This window comes from Cytobacillus massiliigabonensis (assembly GCF_900199725.1).
GTDB classification, from domain to species: Bacteria; Bacillota; Bacilli; order Bacillales; family Cytobacillaceae; genus Cytobacillus; species Cytobacillus massiliigabonensis.
This window is the reverse complement of sequence record NZ_LT904904.1, coordinates 1,607,438-1,623,550: the sequence shown is the minus strand read 5'-3', so window position 1 is coordinate 1,623,550 and position 16,113 is coordinate 1,607,438. Positions and strand designations below refer to the sequence as shown.

General features: G+C 39.1%; 16 protein-coding genes and 2 riboswitches. Of the genes, 6 read left to right on the top strand and 10 right to left on the bottom strand.

Translation table 11 applies throughout. From position 1 onward, the window contains the following. Positions 1-122 precede the first annotated feature (122 nt). Genes C1726_RS19085 through C1726_RS19075 form a run of 3 tightly spaced genes read left to right on the top strand, consistent with a single transcriptional unit; the run spans position 123 to position 3,141 of the window. The gene (locus C1726_RS19085) at positions 123-1,382 is read left to right on the top strand and encodes a quaternary amine ABC transporter ATP-binding protein (protein WP_102274599.1); all 1,260 of its coding nucleotides are present in this window, start codon (positions 123-125) and stop codon (positions 1,380-1,382) included. Beyond that, positions 1,382-2,233, top strand: a complete 852-nt coding sequence (locus tag C1726_RS19080; protein ID WP_102274598.1) for an ABC transporter permease — start codon at positions 1,382-1,384, stop codon at positions 2,231-2,233. The genes C1726_RS19085 and C1726_RS19080 overlap by 1 nt, the downstream gene beginning before the upstream one ends. After that, positions 2,230-3,141, top strand: a complete 912-nt coding sequence (locus C1726_RS19075) for a glycine betaine ABC transporter substrate-binding protein (protein ID WP_102274597.1) — start codon at positions 2,230-2,232, stop codon at positions 3,139-3,141. Before C1726_RS19080 ends, C1726_RS19075 begins: the two co-directional genes overlap by 4 nt. Positions 3,142-3,176: 35 nt before the next feature. Here C1726_RS19075 and C1726_RS19070 read toward each other — a convergent pair whose 3' ends face one another. The 5 genes from C1726_RS19070 to C1726_RS19050 all read right to left on the bottom strand — a co-directional run bounded on the left by C1726_RS19070 (position 3,177) and on the right by C1726_RS19050 (position 7,528). Then, on the bottom strand, positions 3,177-3,779 hold the full coding sequence (locus tag C1726_RS19070) for a response regulator transcription factor (RefSeq protein WP_102274596.1): 603 nt from the start codon (positions 3,777-3,779) through the stop codon (positions 3,177-3,179). After that, entirely contained in the window at positions 3,776-4,900 is a 1,125-nt protein-coding gene (locus C1726_RS19065) for a sensor histidine kinase (protein WP_102274595.1), read from the bottom strand. Before C1726_RS19065 ends, C1726_RS19070 begins: the two co-directional genes overlap by 4 nt. Positions 4,901-4,904: 4 nt before the next feature. Then, positions 4,905-5,645, bottom strand: a complete 741-nt coding sequence (locus C1726_RS19060) for an ABC transporter permease (protein WP_102274594.1) — start codon at positions 5,643-5,645, stop codon at positions 4,905-4,907. Next, the gene (locus tag C1726_RS19055; RefSeq protein ID WP_102274593.1) at positions 5,646-6,545 is read right to left on the bottom strand and encodes an ABC transporter ATP-binding protein; all 900 of its coding nucleotides are present in this window, start codon (positions 6,543-6,545) and stop codon (positions 5,646-5,648) included. Between the two features lie 146 nt (positions 6,546-6,691). Continuing rightward, positions 6,692-7,528, bottom strand: coding sequence for a lipoate--protein ligase family protein (locus tag C1726_RS19050; RefSeq protein ID WP_102274592.1), 837 nt, complete (start codon positions 7,526-7,528; stop codon positions 6,692-6,694). Positions 7,529-7,718: 190 nt separating this feature from the next. Between C1726_RS19050 and C1726_RS19045 the strand changes: the two genes are divergently transcribed. Next, a complete protein-coding gene (locus C1726_RS19045) occupies positions 7,719-8,102 on the top strand; it encodes a rhodanese-like domain-containing protein (protein ID WP_102274591.1) in 384 nt (127 codons plus the stop codon). Between the two features lie 359 nt (positions 8,103-8,461). Here C1726_RS19045 and gcvPB read toward each other — a convergent pair whose 3' ends face one another. The 3 genes from gcvPB to gcvT are packed head-to-tail and all read right to left on the bottom strand — an operon-like array spanning position 8,462 to position 12,384. After that, positions 8,462-9,922 (bottom strand): aminomethyl-transferring glycine dehydrogenase subunit GcvPB, encoded by a 1,461-nt coding sequence (gene gcvPB / locus C1726_RS19040; RefSeq protein ID WP_102274590.1) that lies wholly within the window; start codon positions 9,920-9,922, stop codon positions 8,462-8,464. After that, the gene (gcvPA, locus tag C1726_RS19035) at positions 9,915-11,261 is read right to left on the bottom strand and encodes an aminomethyl-transferring glycine dehydrogenase subunit GcvPA (protein ID WP_102274589.1); all 1,347 of its coding nucleotides are present in this window, start codon (positions 11,259-11,261) and stop codon (positions 9,915-9,917) included. Before gcvPA ends, gcvPB begins: the two co-directional genes overlap by 8 nt. A 16-nt stretch (positions 11,262-11,277) precedes the next feature. Continuing rightward, positions 11,278-12,384 carry a glycine cleavage system aminomethyltransferase GcvT gene (gene gcvT / locus C1726_RS19030; RefSeq protein WP_102274588.1) on the bottom strand — a complete coding sequence of 369 codons (1,107 nt, stop codon included), beginning with the start codon at positions 12,382-12,384 and terminating at the stop codon, positions 11,278-11,280. Between the two features lie 94 nt (positions 12,385-12,478). After that, a riboswitch (glycine riboswitch) is annotated at positions 12,479-12,556 on the bottom strand. A gap of 3 nt (positions 12,557-12,559) precedes the next feature. Then, positions 12,560-12,652, bottom strand: a riboswitch (glycine riboswitch). 205 nt (positions 12,653-12,857) lie between these two features. Here gcvT and C1726_RS19025 point away from each other — a divergent pair. After that, positions 12,858-14,555: a DEAD/DEAH box helicase gene (locus C1726_RS19025; protein WP_102274587.1), complete on the top strand. Its 1,698-nt coding sequence runs from the start codon at positions 12,858-12,860 to the stop codon at positions 14,553-14,555. Continuing rightward, positions 14,524-15,333, top strand: a complete 810-nt coding sequence (locus tag C1726_RS19020; RefSeq protein WP_102274586.1) for a YqhG family protein — start codon at positions 14,524-14,526, stop codon at positions 15,331-15,333. The genes C1726_RS19025 and C1726_RS19020 overlap by 32 nt, the downstream gene beginning before the upstream one ends. 33 nt (positions 15,334-15,366) lie before the next feature. Here C1726_RS19020 and C1726_RS19015 read toward each other — a convergent pair whose 3' ends face one another. After that, positions 15,367-15,543 (bottom strand): YqzE family protein, encoded by a 177-nt coding sequence (locus tag C1726_RS19015; protein WP_102275860.1) that lies wholly within the window; start codon positions 15,541-15,543, stop codon positions 15,367-15,369. 65 nt (positions 15,544-15,608) lie between these two features. Beyond that, positions 15,609-16,112, bottom strand: a complete 504-nt coding sequence (locus C1726_RS19010) for a shikimate kinase (RefSeq protein WP_102274585.1) — start codon at positions 16,110-16,112, stop codon at positions 15,609-15,611. Position 16,113: the final 1 nt, after the last annotated feature.

Sequence of the window (16,113 nt, the reverse complement as noted above, 5' to 3'; positions counted from 1 at the left end):
TTGCCCTATTTTTTTAAAACAAATACAATTAAATGGTCCTTATTGCACGGCGATTATTACTTGATTTGCTTTATTAGTTACTGCGACTAGTCCAGAAGTTTCAATTGAACGAGGTGAAAGATTTGAGTAAACAACACGTGAAATTAAGTGTTAAAAACATTACAAAGGTTTTTGGGAAGAACCCTAAAAAAGCATTGCAGCTTTTAAATGAAGGGAAATCCAAAACAGATATTTTAAAAAAGACCGGCTCCACTGTCGGTGTCAATCAAGCAACATTTGATGTCCATGCCGGTGAGATTTTTGTCATCATGGGTCTTTCGGGGAGTGGAAAGTCCACATTAGTCCGTACATTAAATAGACTCATTGATCCTACTATAGGAGAGGTTTGGATTGACGGAAAAGATATTACAAAAATGAAAAAGGAAGAGCTAAGGAATGTACGGCGCAAAAAAATCAGCATGGTATTTCAGAATTTTGCCCTGCTTCCCCATCGTACGATCCTTGAAAACACGGAGTATGGATTAGAAATTCAAGGGATAGAGAAGGAAGAAAGAAAGAAAAAAGCACGTAATGCTTTAAAATTAGTAGGACTTGAAGGCTATGAGAACCAATTTCCAAAACAGCTTAGTGGAGGAATGCAGCAGCGTGTCGGGTTAGCTCGGGCACTCGCAAATGACACGGATATTTTGTTAATGGACGAAGCATTCAGTGCATTAGATCCATTAATTAGAAAAGATATGCAGGATGAATTGCTTGAGCTTCAATCCTCAATGGAAAAAACAATTATCTTTATTACACATGATTTAGATGAGGCACTTAGAATCGGGGACAAAATTGCCTTAATGAAGGACGGAGAAATTGTGCAAATTGGGTCTCCAGAGGAAATTCTTATGAACCCATCCAACCAATATGTTGAGAGATTCGTAGAAGATGTTGATCTTTCAAAAGTATTGACTGCAAGCCATGTAATGAAAAGAGCGGAAACCGTTCAAATCGATAAAGGACCTAGAGTAGCTTTGCAAATGATGAAGAAACTAGGAATTTCAAGCATTTACGTAGTTGATAAAAAGCAAATCCTTCTTGGGGCAATAACAGCTGATGATGCAAAGACAGCCGCTGAAAATGGGCAAACATTGCAAGCAATTATTAATCCAAATGTTCAAAAGGTAACAGGTGAAACATTGTTAACGGATCTATTTGACAAAGTGTCAACTGCTACAATTCCAGTTGCAGTTGTAGATGAAAACAATCGACTATATGGCATTCTTGTGAGAGGTGCGGTCATTGGCGCCCTAGCCGGAAATAATGAAGTTATTAATGACTTAGAAAAGGCAAAAAAAGAAGTGGCTGCTGATCAGTCAAGTAAAGGAGGGAATCATTAATGGAAGGCTTATTACCAAAACTCCCGCTTGCAGATTGGATTGATCGCTTTGTTGATTGGCTTACAGTTACCTTTGCCTTTCTTTTCGATGCTATTACTGTCAGTTTAGAAGGAATTGTGGAAGGGCTTTTTGCCGCTTTAGCATTTATTCCATCCTATATACTCATTATCCTTATTGGTTTATTAGCGTGGAAACTAGCAACAAAGGGCATCGCCCTATTTGCTGTTATTGGTTTGTTCTTAATAGATAATTTAGGATATTGGGAAGGTATGCTTGAAACTCTTTCATTAGTTTTAACAGCGGTCCTAATTACAGTCGTTATTGGAATCCCCATGGGCATTTGGGCTTCACAAAAGAATTCAGTTAAACAGATTATTACTCCAATATTAGACTTTATGCAAACGATGCCTGCATTTGTTTATTTAATCCCGGCGATATTCTTCTTTAGCATTGGAGTTGTGCCAGGCGTAGTAGCTTCAGTTATATTCGCCGTACCGCCTACGATAAGGCTAACCATTCTAGGAATCCAGCAAGTGCCAGCAGATATTATTGAAGCTACTGAGGCATTTGGTTCTACTACTAGCCAGCGTTTGCTCAAGGTACAGCTTCCGCTTGCCATGCCAACAATCATGGCAGGTGTAAACCAAAGTATCATGCTTTCATTGTCAATGGTTGTTATTGCGTCCATGGTCGGTTCACCTGGTCTTGGAGCAGACGTTTACCGTGCGGTCACACAGATTCAAATTGGAAAAGGTTTTGAGGCTGGTCTTGCGATTGTGGTAATGGCCATTATCCTTGATCGGATTACCCAAAATATAGGAATTAAAAAACGAGGGGGAAAAATATCATGAAGAAAAAATGGTTATCTTTTTTAATGGTGCCTGCCTTAACATTCGGTCTAGCTGCTTGTGGGTCTGATGAGGCAAGCAGTGACAAAGGAAAAACAGATAAAGGTGCTTCTGAAGCATCCGTTGGAGAAAGCGTCGATTACAAAATTATTGGGATTGATCCTGGAGCTGGGATAATGAAAGCAACTGCAAATGTTCTTGAAGAATACGAGCTTGATGATTGGACATTAGTAGAAGGCTCTGGCGCAGCTATGACTGCCGCTTTAAAGAAAGCCTATGATAAAGAAGAACCAATCATTGTTACTGGCTGGAGCCCGCACTGGAAGTTTTCAAAATTTGATTTGAAATATTTAGAAGATCCTAAAGGGACTTATGGAGATGAAGAAAATATCCATTCGATTGCACGTAACGGGCTTGCTAAAGATCATCCATCCGCTTACAAGGTGTTAGATCAATTCAACTGGCAAGAGGAAGATATGAACGCAGTGATGGTTCAAATTACAGATGGGGAAGATCCGGAAAAAGCTGCGCGTAAATGGGTCGATGAGAATTCTGAGAAGATTGCTAAATGGACAGAAGGCGCAGAGAAAGTTGACGGTGACAAAATCACGCTTGGTTATGTTGCATGGGATACGGAAATCGCAAGTACAAATGTGGTTGCACAAGTGTTGACCGATCTAGGCTACAAAGTTACCCTTCGTCAAGTAGAAGCAGGTCCTATGTGGGCTGGGGTTGCTGAAGGAAGTCTTGATGCACATATCGCTGGCTGGCTGCCATTAACGCATGCAGACTATTATAAAGAATTCGAAGGGAAGTTTGAGGATTTAGGTACAAACCTAGAGGGAACTAAAATCGGCTTAGTTGTTCCTGCATACATGGACATTGATTCCATTGAAGATTTAAAAGAGTAATAGAAAACGAGGCATATAACGATGCCTCGTTTTCTTTATATCCATCCTTTTTCTTCTGCTATGCTGATTGCTTCCATTCGGTTCTTCACATGCAGCTTGCTGATGATTTCAGACATATAATTCCTTACAGTTCCAGCTGATAAAAAAAGGATTGCCGATATCTCTTTAGCTGTCTTTCCATCAGCTACCATCCGCAACACTTCACGCTCACGCTTCGTTAAAGGATTTTCATCTTTCATACTGCCAAAAATGAGCTCAGGAGCAAATTCACGTTTCCCTTTCATCACACTTCTGATAGACTCTGCCAGCTCATCACTTGATCCATCTTTAAGCATATACCCATGAACATCCGCTTTTACAGCACGTTCAAAATAACCAGGACGAGCAAATGTTGTCAAAATGATAATTTTACAATCTGAACCTTGCTTTGTTAATTCCTCTGCTACTTCTAAACCGCTCATAAGCGGCATTTCTATATCCATTAAACAAACATCTGGTTTAAGGGTTTGAATGAAATGAAACGCTTCCTCTCCATTTTTGGCTTGTCCGATCACTTCTATGTCATCCTCAAAATCAAGAAGGGAACCAAGTGCTCCCCTAAGCATTCCTTGATCTTCCGCTATTACGATTCTGATCATGAAACAACACCTGCCTCTCTCTCCTTCACAATGACTGGGACAGTAATAACTAGCTTTGTCCCTTTATGAGCTGCGATCTTCAATGCCCCATCAATCAATTCAAGTCTTTCTGAAATACCCTTCAGTCCATTTCCCGCTTCACAATTTTCAGCCATCCCTTTTCCATCATCTTGAATACTAATCATCATTTCTCCTTCTTTTTCAATGATTGAAATATGGCAATTTTTTGCATGACTATGCTTTACCACATTCGTCACTGCTTCACGCAAACACATGCTTAGAATATTTTGAGTAATTGCTGAAACTTTCTCATGCATAGAGTCATCATGATATTGAAAATGGATGCCTGCAGCTTCAAGAATGGCAGAAGACGCCAGCAGCTCCTCCGAAATGGTAATCGCTCTCATGTCTGAGACAAGCTCTCTTACTTGCGATAATGCAGCCCTGGAGGTTCTTTCTATCTCCTTAGCTTCATGCTTAGCTCGTTCAATATCCTTCGCTAGCAGCTTCCCGACAAGCTGGCTCTTCAATGTAATCAACGAGAGTGTATGACCAAGCGTATCATGAAGATCACGTGCAATTCTCACTCTTTCCTCACGTTTCACTAGTTCTTCAATCCGTTCATTCGCTTCATCAAGCTGTCTTTCCAGCTCCATTCTGCTATTCATCGAGCGAATGCCGAATGGAGAAAACAACATAATGAGGATAAAGGGGATAAAATAAAACAAGGCACTCGGATTTAAATGATTATAATGAACAATTACCGGGGTAAAAATAGATATTCCAAAAAAGAACAGAGCTAAAAAGAACCGCTTCTTTTCCTCATACCAGCCTATAAAATGTGCTGGAAAGAAGCCTAAAAATAAAATATTTATATTAATAAAGATAGATAAAAATAAAACAATACTTATCTGAAGGATTAACCAATTTGTAAAAGTCTTCCCAGCAAAATAAAGCTGCCGGTATGTAAGTAGGAATAATCCTAATAATCCATAACCGGCATACAGCTTCCAGCCTGTCTCAAAGTAGATATAATAACCCGGCATAAATAGATAGATTAAAAACATATAAGGGAAAAACCCATACCTTGCAGGGAAAATCTCTAATTTTCCTTTTGACATGTAACTACACCGCCGCTTCCTGCTTTCTCCTAATATAACTAGATAATAGCATGAAAAGGAAAAGATATCCTATTAATAGAAGGAAATTTATCCATTCTGGACTATTCCCGCGGATGATTTCCCAGGCACCATTTCCTAAATTATATGAAGGAAGCCATACCCCAATTTTTTGTATAAACTCCGGCATTATATCCATCGGCATCCACATGCCTCCTGATATTGCGAGAATCATATAAATAACATTTGAAATACCAGAAGCGGTATCTACTCTCTTCATCGTTCCAACTAGCGTCCCTAAAGCAAGAAACGGAAGCGATCCAAACAAAATCCACAAACCGCTCATCAGCCATTCAATTGCTGATAGAGCAACCCCGTTAATTAAAGCACCAGCAATAAAAATAATCACAATAGAGAAGAGGTGAATGACTGTTTGCCCAATCATTTTTGCAGCAAAATAGGCATGGTCAGATAGCGGGGTGATCCTCATAAATAATGACCATCCTTTTGTCCGTTCTTCCACAAGTCTAATTCCAAGTGTCATAATGGCTGAACCCATCACACTAAACGTTGTCATTGACATTAAGTAATGAGCATGCCACTCTTGTTTATCTTGAATATTCGTATTAAAGACTTTAGTGAAAATAACATAAAAGACGATCGGCATAAGCAGTGACCAAAAGACAAAGTATGGGTTTCGCAGAATTCGGATGATTTCTGCTTTACATTGCATACGAAAAGCACTCATTTATATCGCCTCCTTATCTTCAGTCAATTGCTCAAAAGCCTCATCTAAGCGTCCCTGTTCAATTTGAATTCCGCTAATTTTAAATTTCTTTTCAAATAGCGCAGCGATAACAGCATCTGTTTCATCGGTTATTACATAGATTCTATCGTTTCTTTTATATACCTCTGAGACATGTGGAAGATTGTTTAATGAAGCAATAGATATTTCTTCGCTTGCAGCAAACGACACAGATTGTTTAGATAGTTTTGCTTTAATTTCTGCCGGTGTCCCATCTTCAATAATTGTTCCATGATTAAATAAAATTATTCGATCTGCAACATCATCCGCTTCCTGAAGATAATGTGTTGTAAAAATAATCGTTTTTCCGAGAGCCTTTAATTCTCCAATGGTATTCCAAAACAGTTTTCGGGAAGTAATATCCAGCCCTACAGTCGGTTCATCCAAAAAAATTAAATCAGGATCCCCTGCCAATGCAAGAGCAAACCCAAGACGACGCTTCTGCCCTCCAGAAAGTTTATCCGCCCTTCTCTTTAGATCATCATTACTTAAACCTGTAAATGCTACTAGTTTTTCAAATGGCATCGGATTGGGATAATAGCTTCTAAATAATTGAATAATTTCTTTCACCTTTAAAGCATCAATCACACTGACCTCCTGAAGCATCGCCCCAATTCTCTCCCGGATTTTCTTTTCCTTCGGGTGACTATTAAATAATTCCACCTCCCCGCTCGTTGGATTAAGCAGCCCAAGCATCATCATAATGGTCGTCGTTTTCCCCGCTCCATTCGGACCCAGAATTGCAGCAACTTCTCCTGTTTTTATCGAAAATGAAACATGGTCCACCGCTTTTTTATTTTTAAATGTTTTCGTTACATGATCGAGCACCACTATCGAATCCATTTTTCCACCTCCATTAGTTCTACATTTATATTAAGGTGAAGGAAGATTTTGGATTAGTGGATTTTGTCATTTATTTCAGGTGACATTTGTCATATTTCAATCTCACTGTTAACGCTAAAGGTAAAAAAAAACGGCCGGAGCCGCTTTTATCTTTTGAAATTCCATTCATCTTGTTCATATCGCTCATTAGCAATTTTATTGACATAAGCAAGCTCTTCTTCCGACAGCTCATATGGCTCAAGTTCAATATTCAGCCCTTCAGCAAAACCCTTCTTAAACGCTTCTTTTGCCTGCTCTAACGTAATTCGTTCCTTACTTATTTCATTAATGGCAACTGCTTTACTTTTAAAAGCTTTTTGCATCCGCTCTTTTACTCGATCACTTGGATATTTGAATAAGCTAAAAAGCTTGTCCTCATCTAAATCAAGCAATATAGAGCCATGCTGGAGAATTACACCCTTTTGCCTAGTCTGTGCACTCCCAGCCACTTTCCGCCCTTCAACAACTAGCTCATACCAGCTTGGTGCATCAAAGCAAACAGCCGATCGGGGATTTTTCAAGGAATCACGTTCCTCCGCAGTTCTTGGAACAGCAAAGTACGCATCCATTCCTAAGTGATGGAATCCTTTCAATATTCCCTCAGAAATCACTCGATAAGCCTCAGTGACAGTTTTTGGCATATCAGGATGTTCCTCAGAAACAATCACACTATATGTAAGCTCATGCTCATGGAGCACGCCTCTGCCGCCAGTCGGACGACGGACAAAACCAAGTCCGTGTGCCTTCACCTGTTCCATATCAATTTCCTTTTCTACCTTTTGAAAATAACCAATTGATAGAGTAGCCGGATTCCATCCATAAAAACGGATAACCGGGGGGATTTTCCCTTCGCTATTCCAATCAAGAAGTGCTTCGTCCAATGCCATATTAAAGGAAGGTGAGCCTGCACCAGAATCAATAAAACGCCAAACTTCTTTTGTCATTTTAAAACCTCTTTTACTATTTGTTTTGCTATGTTTACGTTTTTTAGTCTATCAAAATACAATAAAAAAACAAAGGAAGTTGAAGAAAATAGGGAAATAGAAGAAAATTTATCTTAATTCCTTTACTCATATCAAGAAAGACCTATATAATAAAAGATGGTCTAGCTAAGATTGAAAGGAGAAAGACGCATTGAATACCCTTTATTTACTTCTAATTATATTAGGGGCAATTATTGTCTACTCGGTTATTACATGGTTATATCAAAGGAAAATTGTCAAAACGTTAACAGAAGAACAATTTCGCGAGGGTTATCGAAAAGCCCAATTAATCGATGTCCGAGAACAGAATGAATTTGATGCTGGACATATTCTTGGTGCCCGAAATATTCCAATGTCTCAAATGAAAGTACGCTTAAAAGAGCTACGTCCGGACAAGCCTGTTTATTTATATTGCCAAAGCGGAATGAGAAGTGGAAGAGCTGCACAATTCCTTTACCGCAGAGGTTACAAAGACCTGTATCATCTACAGGGCGGCTTTAAAAAATGGGGCGGCAAAATAAAAGCAAAAAACTAATAAAACAAAATCCTCTTGCATATATGTGCAGAGGATTTTTTATTTGCAAAGTAACCATTTATATTTGCTAGCGTCCTATTTTTTGCGAAAAAACAGATTTTATTTGCAATTGCCCTCTTTTTTTGCAAAAAATAACTTTTATTTGCAATTGCCCTTTTTTATTTGCGAAAAACCGGTTTTATTTGCAATTGCCCTCTTTTTTTGCAAAAAATAACTTTTATTTGCAATTGCCCTTTTTTATTTGCGAAAAACCAGTTTTATTTGCAATTCTCCTATTTTCTTTGCAAATGAGTCTTCAAACTATAAATTATCAGTAAATAAAAAAGACTGGTTCAATAATTAGAACCAGTCTTGTCATGTTATTGTTTTTGATAACGAAGAACAGGTTTACGAGCTGCCAATGTTTCATCAAGACGGCCAATCACAGTATTATGAGGCGCTTCCTGAACAATTTCTGGATTCTCTTCTGCTTCCTTCGCTATTTGAATCATTGCATCACAAAATGCATCAAGTGTTTCTTTTGATTCTGTTTCAGTCGGTTCAATCATGATACATTCTTCCACATTTAATGGGAAGTAAATGGTTGGCGGATGATAGCCAAAGTCTAAGAGGCGCTTGGCAATATCAAGTGTTCTTACGCCTAGTTTCTTTTGACGCTTGCCGCTAAGGACAAATTCATGCTTGCAATGTCTATCAAATGGAAGATCATACGATTCCTGCAGTCTTCTCATCATATAGTTTGCATTTAATACAGCATATTCTGTCACCGCTTTTAGTCCATCTGGACCCATCGTGCGAATATACGTATATGCACGAACATTAATGCCGAAGTTGCCATAATAAGGCTTTACACGACCAATGGATTGCGGGCGGTCATAATCTAATACATATTGATCCCCCTGCTTCACAAGCACCGGCTTAGGCAGAAACGGAATTAAATCTGCTTTTACTCCAACTGGGCCTGAACCAGGACCTCCGCCACCGTGAGGACCGGTAAATGTTTTATGAAGATTTAAATGTACAAGATCAAATCCCATATCCCCTGGACGTGCCTTCGACATAACTGCGTTTAAGTTCGCTCCATCATAATAAAGCTTTCCTCCAGCAGCATGAACAATCTCAGCCATCTCAAGAATATCTTCTTCAAAAAGCCCTAATGTGTTTGGATTCGTCAGCATCAGAGCTGCTGTATCTTCCCCAACGGCCCGGCGCAGATCATCTAAGTCTACTAACCCATTCTCACCTGACTTAACTGTAACCGTTTCAAAACCAGCAACAGTTGCAGAAGCAGGGTTCGTCCCATGAGCAGAGTCAGGAATGAGCACTTTCGTCCGGTTAAAGTCACCATTAGCCTCATGGAATGCACGAACCATCATTAGCGCTGTCCATTCACCATGTGCACCAGCAGCAGGCTGAAGTGTGACTTGATCCATCCCTGTAATTTCAATTAAATGCTCCTGTAAATCGTACATAAGCTCTAATGCCCCTTGGACAGAACTCTCATCCTGCAATGGATGCAAATGGGCAAATCCTGGGAAGCGTGCCACATTCTCATTGATTTTTGGATTATATTTCATTGTACATGATCCTAGCGGATAAAAACCTGAGTCAACCCCATGGTTTCGATTAGAAAGAGCTGTATAATGACGCATAATATCAAGCTCTGACACTTCTGGCAGCTCCGGCTCTTCTTCTCTTAAATATCCAGCAGGAATCAGTTCGTTTATATCTATTTCCGGAACATCCATTTCCGGGAGGCTATAACCGATGCGGCCAGGTTTAGATATTTCAAAAATGAGTGCTTGATCATCCTTATGCATGGTAATCCCCCATTTCATTTACAAATGTATCAATTTCTTCTTTCGTTCTTAGTTCAGTGACAGCAACTAGCATATGGTTCTTTAAATCTGAATAATCCCGGCCTAAATCATAGCCGCCAATCATTCCTTTTTCTAAAAGCTTTTTATTTACTTCTTTAACAGATGTATTTAATTTCACGACAAACTCATTGAAGGAAGGACCTTCAAACGCAATCTCAAAACCTTTTGTTTTAAATGCCTGTTTTGCATAGTGTGCTTTTTGGATATTGGATAAAGCCATTTCCTTGACACCTTTTTTGCCAAGTGCTGTCATTGCAACAGATGCAGCAAGTGCATTTAGTGCCTGGTTAGAACAAATATTAGATGTGGCTTTATCTCGGCGAATATGCTGCTCGCGTGCTTGAAGAGTAAGTACGAAGCCTCTTCGTCCTTCTTCATCAACCGTTTGACCAACAAGACGGCCTGGAACCTTCCTCATCAATTTATTTGTTACAGCGAAGTAGCCGCAATGCGGACCACCAAATGCTGTCGGAATACCGAACGGCTGCGCATCACCTGCAACAATATCCGCACCCAATTTTCCTGGAGGTGTTAATGCCCCAAGTGAAAGCGGATTGCTTGAAACAACAAACAATGATTTTTGTGCATGAATGATTTCTTCAAGTTCTTTTAACGGTTCAATACGGCCAAAAAAGTTCGGATACTGAACAATAACTGCTGCAATCTCATCATTGATCATGTCTTTTAAAACAGCAGCATCTGTAATTCCATCCTTATGTGGAATTTCAATTACCTCGATATATTGACCTTTCGCATAGGTTTTCACCACTTCTTTTGCTTCTGGATGGACAGCACTTGAAATGAGAACTTTTTTGCGGCGCGTTTGCCCTGCACTAAGCATTGCTGCTTCAGCTAAAGCTGTTCCTCCATCATACATAGAAGAGTTCGCTACATCCATCCCCGTTAATTCGCAGATCATGGACTGGAATTCAAAGATTGCCTGCAGCTCTCCCTGAGAAATTTCAGGCTGATACGGTGTATAAGCTGTGTAAAATTCAGATCGAGACAAAACATGGTCGACAATAACAGGCATGTAGTGATCATAGACACCTGCACCTAAAAAGGAAGTATGACTTCTTAAATCCGCATTTTTTTGTGCTAGCTGTGTAAGTTCTTTCATTAATGCCGTTTCTGTTTTCTTAGGTTTGATGTTATATTCCCCTTTAAATCTTACTCGTTCAGGAATATCACTGAATAATTCATCGATTGAGTTTACACCGATTGTTTCGAGCATTTCTTTCTTATCTGTCTCTGTCATCGGTAAGTAGCGATGTTTCATAGTGTTGTCTCCTCTCCTATTTTTTCTCTCTTTTATAGAAAGGCGTAGCCGCCACAACTGCTTTAAGGCGCTTTCCGCGTATTTCAACTTCCACTTCAGAACCAATTTCAGTATGTTCTGTTTTTAACAGGGCGAGACCAATGTTTTTCTTTAATGATGGAGATTGCGTGCCTGTTGTCACCTCACCAATTTGTTCATCGCCTTTATATACAGGATAGCCGTGACGAGGAATCCCGCGATCGATCATTTCAATCCCTGCTAATTTTCTTGCTAAGCCACTCTCTTTTTGAGCAGCAAGCGCCTCTTTCCCAATAAAATCCGCTTCTTTTTGCACTTTTACTGCGAAGCCAATTCCCGCTTCCAGAGGAGAAATTTCTGGTGATAATTCTTGTCCATAAAGAGCAAGATTTGCTTCAAAACGCAATGTATCACGAGCTCCTAAGCCACAAGGCAGAACTCCTTCGTCCTTCCCAGCTTCTAAAATATCCTTCCAGATTGCCACAACGTCTTGTGCATCACAATATATTTCGAAGCCATCCTCACCTGTATAGCCTGTTCTGGAAACAAGTGCTTTCTTCCCATTTAAATTTACATTCTCCTGGAATTTAAAGAAACCAATTTCAGCTAAATTTGTATCTCCTGCAAGCTTTTGCAGCACTTCTTCTGCCACTGGACCTTGGATGGCAACCTGCGCCGTTTCATCAGAGAGGTTCTTCAGCTCAACATTGCCTTCAAGATGATCTTCTAGCCATTTATAATCTTTTTCAATATTAGATGCGTTCACTACAAGTAAATAGTGATTATCTTCTAATTTGTAAACGAGCAAATCGTCAACAGTTCCGCCATTTTCATAACACATAGCTGTATACTGGGCTGCTGAATTTTTTAATTTTGAGATGTCATTTGTCATCATTTTTTGAAGGTATGAAAGGCTGTCAGGACCCTTGACTTCAATTTCACCCATATGGGATACATCAAACAAACCAGCTTTTGTTCTTACCGCTTCATGCTCTTCTTTGATGCTTGAAAACTGAACAGGCAGATCCCAGCCTCCAAAGTCGATTGTCTTTGCACCATACTCTTTGTAAACATCAAATAATGGTGTTCGTTTTAACTGTGACATTTACTCGTCCCCCTTTTAATCCATTTGAAAGGTTTGAATATTTACCTTAAAACCATAAAAAAAGACAGAGAATCCCCTCAAATCGTGAGAAGATCTCTGTCCTTGCACCTGAAAGTTTACCGTTTACGGTTTTCCCCTTTGGTGGCTCAATAAAAATGAGCTCTCTCCAGAGCTACGTCCAACAAGGGTTCTTTTGCCTGAGAGATTCACAATTGATATTGCTTGCTCCTTCGGCGCTACAAAATGTAGTCTCTCCCCTTGCCTTCATCCGCATTTATAAAATTTTCCAAATTGGTTCATACTAAACGCAAATACCAACGAAAACGTAACGGAAAATAAAAGTAAACAATATTATTTCGATTAACTAAATAAAGTGGCAAATTTCAAAACTTTCAAAGCTAATTTTATCCTACCATTAGAACTACTTTTGAGCAATGGGGAATTATTTTTCTCTTTTTAAGGAGCTGGATTAGATGTCAGTGCAAATTAATTTTGATTCTTCATGGCAAAATGAATTTTTACATAGAATTGAAGAGGACGGACCATGGGGAAGCTGGGAGCTATATAAATTAGCCTTAGAAGTGGAAAACCATACAATTATTCCAGAATTTGAAGGGCTTCAGGCCCCTAAGCACTTATCAAGTCTTGTTCCTTTGCCGCATCAGCTGGAAGTGGCTAAGCAGGTAGTAGAAAATATGAATGGAAAAGCTATTCTAGCGGATGAAGTAGGTTTGGGCAAAACAATTGAAGCTGGCTTGATTTTAAAAGAGTATATGATTAGGGGACTAGTGAAGAAGGTGCTAATTCTTGTTCCTGCTTCCCTTGTGACTCAATGGGCGATCGAATTAAATTCAAAATTTTTCATCCCTGCCATCGCACAGCGCAAAAGCTATGTATGGGAACAATGCGATGTGGTTGTATCTTCGATTGATACAGCAAAGCGCAGCCCGCATAAAGATATTATTTATAATCAAGACTATGACTTAGTTATAATCGATGAAGCGCACAAACTGAAAAACAATAAGACAAAAAACTATGAATTTGTTCAAAACTTAAAAAAGAAATTTTGCTTGCTCCTTACAGCCACACCGATTCAGAATCGGATCAGTGAAATCTTTAACTTAGTTTCTTTATTAAAGCCTGGCCATTTAGGAAATGAAGCGGATTTTTATCAAAAATATCAAAAGGACTCTCGAACACTGGATGATGATGAATATTTAAAAGTGCTTGTTAATAAAGTGATGATTCGAAACCGAAGAGCGGATACAGGGATTGAATGGACGAAACGGAATGTCGAAACGTTGCCCATTGAATTTTCGAGGGAAGAAAGAGAACTATATGAATCAGTCACAAACCTTCGAAGTGATGGGAACTGGATGAGTTCAAGCCAATTTTCTGAGATGACACTTCAACGGGAAGCTTGCAGCAGCAGAGAGTCTGTTTTTTTCACATTAAAAAATATGCTCCAGAAAAAAGAGGAGCCAACTAAAGAATTTCAGGAACAAATTCAATTGTTAATAACGAAGGTAGAAGCAGTTCAAAGGAATTCGAAGGCAGAAAAGGCACTTGAATTGATACAGCAAATTAATGATAAGGTGATCATTTTTACTGAATATCGAGCCACACAAATGTATTTGCAATGGTTTCTCAAACAGCATGGAATTACTTCAGTCCCTTTTAGAGGAGGATTCAAGCGAGGCAAAAAGGATTGGATGAGAGAGCTATTTCAAAAAAACGCCCAAGTTCTCATCGCTACGGAAGCTGGAGGAGAAGGAATTAACCTTCAATTTTGCAATCATATAATAAATTTCGACTTGCCTTGGAATCCAATGCGTCTTGAACAAAGAATTGGACGGGTCCATCGTCTGGGACAGGAGAAAGATGTGAACATTTACAACTTCGCCATAAAGGATACTGTAGAAGAACACGTTCTGAAGCTATTATATGAAAAAATACATCTGTTTGAAAAAGTAATTGGCGACCTGGATGATATTCTAACAAAGCTTGACTTCGGAAATATCGATGACCATCTCATTGACATTTTTGGCAGATCTTCTTCAGAAGGGGAAATGAGAATTAAGATGGACAACTTAACGTCAATGATTCAATTTGCAGAAGAGATGAAAGCAGGTGAAGGCAGTGCAGCAGCAGGAAATTCAGCACTTTCTTGAAAGATATTTTCACGCAAACAGCTGTGAAATGATTGAGTCGGGATCTGGCTATCTAACCGTACAATTAACAATTGAGCTAGACAAACAGCTAATGAATCGTCCCTTCTACTGGCATTATTTAGAGAAAACGGGTGGCATCCCAAATCCGATGCAGCTGACAATGATAACAAATCCAGAAGCTGCACCAAAAACATTAAAAGGGGAAACCATCCATTTTGGCTCCCCAAGGCTGCATCAAATCTTCGAATCCACGAAGAAGCTTGCAGGCTATATTCGCTTATACGAAAATAAGAATACATTTGGCCAGCAAACCCCATTACGCCCATGGCTCGGAATGAACGTTCGCATCTCCTACCAATGTGATCGTAAAAGGGATGTCTTCAAGTCGATTGGACTGCAATTGATTAATGGACAAATGATAGATGGGTTTCATGATAAACTCTTAGAACTAGAGCTTACTCCTAAAATTCCTGATTACTCTTTTACCTTATCCCCTTTAATCATGCCCAAAAGCGGGATGATAAGGATTCAGCATTATTTACAAAATGAAATAAAAAAAGAGGACCACACATGGGCAGAAGAAGCGACAGCACGCTGGGAAAAGGATTTAAATTTGCTTGAACATTTTTATGAGGAAATGGAGGATAAGGAAGAAAGCTATGAAATTGAGAAAATGGCATTAAAGGAGCAGTATGAACCTAGAATAAATATATCTATCATTAATGGAGGGTTATTTTATTTGACAGAAGATGCATTTCAGCGTTCAATTGTAAATTAAAAAGAAACCGGTCAGTACCGGTTTCTTTTTAATTTATTTTCTTTTGAACAAAGCATAAATGGCATAAGGGATTATTCCGAACCATTTCAATAAAAAAGGCTCTTTTGCATTCTTTTTTTCTATACGATATTTTTTCCGTTCATCCTTTGGCTGATCAATATATTTCACTACTGTCTGCGTAATGTATTTCACATAATCATTTGATTTCATAGCCACACCTGCACTTAGCTGATTTCTATCAAAATAAACCGTACTATATGTCCAAGTATGCCCATTTATTGCAACTTTAAACAAGAAACGATTTCTTTTACCACTTCACCAATCTCTTTTCCTGTCGTATCAACCGTAAAATCAGCAGCCTGCTTATATATAGGCAGCCTTTCATTATAAAGGACCGCTATCTTTTCAAGTTTATCCCCTTTAAGCAATGGTCTAGTTTCGTCCAGTTCAAGCCGTTTCACAATTTCTTCCTTGCTCGCAAATAGGAAAATTACAATTCCATGTTCTTTTATAAACTGCCTATTTCCCCCCCTGCAGACAATTCCTCCGCCTGTTGTAATTACTGCATCCTTTACAGGAAGCTCCCCTAATATTCTTGTCTCAAGGGCACGAAAAAACTCTTCACCTTGCTGTTCGAATATCTCACTAATTGTAAGTGTTTCTTTCACTTCAATTTCCTCATCCGTATCAAAAACCGGCATCTCCAAATATTCACCAAGTGCTTTTCCAATCGTTGTTTTCCCCGCTCCCATAAATCCAGTCAAATAAATTGCTTTCATA

Excerpts from the sequence above, each read along its gene's own strand:
- C1726_RS19065 (WP_102274595.1), bottom strand. The coding sequence starts at position 4,900 with ATGTCAAAAGGAAAATTAGAGATTTTCCCTGCAAGGTATGGGTTTTTC.
- C1726_RS19010 (WP_102274585.1), bottom strand. The coding sequence starts at position 16,112 with ATGAAAGCAATTTATTTGACTGGATTTATGGGAGCGGGGAAAACAACG.
- C1726_RS19050 (WP_102274592.1), bottom strand. The coding sequence starts at position 7,528 with ATGACAAAAGAAGTTTGGCGTTTTATTGATTCTGGTGCAGGCTCACCT.
- C1726_RS19015 (WP_102275860.1), bottom strand. The coding sequence starts at position 15,543 with ATGAAATCAAATGATTATGTGAAATACATTACGCAGACAGTAGTGAAA.
- C1726_RS19055 (WP_102274593.1), bottom strand. The coding sequence starts at position 6,545 with ATGGATTCGATAGTGGTGCTCGATCATGTAACGAAAACATTTAAAAAT.
- C1726_RS19075 (WP_102274597.1), top strand. The coding sequence starts at position 2,230 with ATGAAGAAAAAATGGTTATCTTTTTTAATGGTGCCTGCCTTAACATTC.
- gcvPB (WP_102274590.1), bottom strand. The coding sequence starts at position 9,922 with ATGCATAAGGATGATCAAGCACTCATTTTTGAAATATCTAAACCTGGC.
- C1726_RS19060 (WP_102274594.1), bottom strand. The coding sequence starts at position 5,645 with ATGAGTGCTTTTCGTATGCAATGTAAAGCAGAAATCATCCGAATTCTG.
- C1726_RS19070 (WP_102274596.1), bottom strand. The coding sequence starts at position 3,779 with ATGATCAGAATCGTAATAGCGGAAGATCAAGGAATGCTTAGGGGAGCA.
- C1726_RS19025 (WP_102274587.1), top strand. The coding sequence starts at position 12,858 with ATGTCAGTGCAAATTAATTTTGATTCTTCATGGCAAAATGAATTTTTA.
- gcvT (WP_102274588.1), bottom strand. The coding sequence starts at position 12,384 with ATGTCACAGTTAAAACGAACACCATTATTTGATGTTTACAAAGAGTAT.
- gcvPA (WP_102274589.1), bottom strand. The coding sequence starts at position 11,261 with ATGAAACATCGCTACTTACCGATGACAGAGACAGATAAGAAAGAAATG.
- C1726_RS19080 (WP_102274598.1), top strand. The coding sequence starts at position 1,382 with ATGGAAGGCTTATTACCAAAACTCCCGCTTGCAGATTGGATTGATCGC.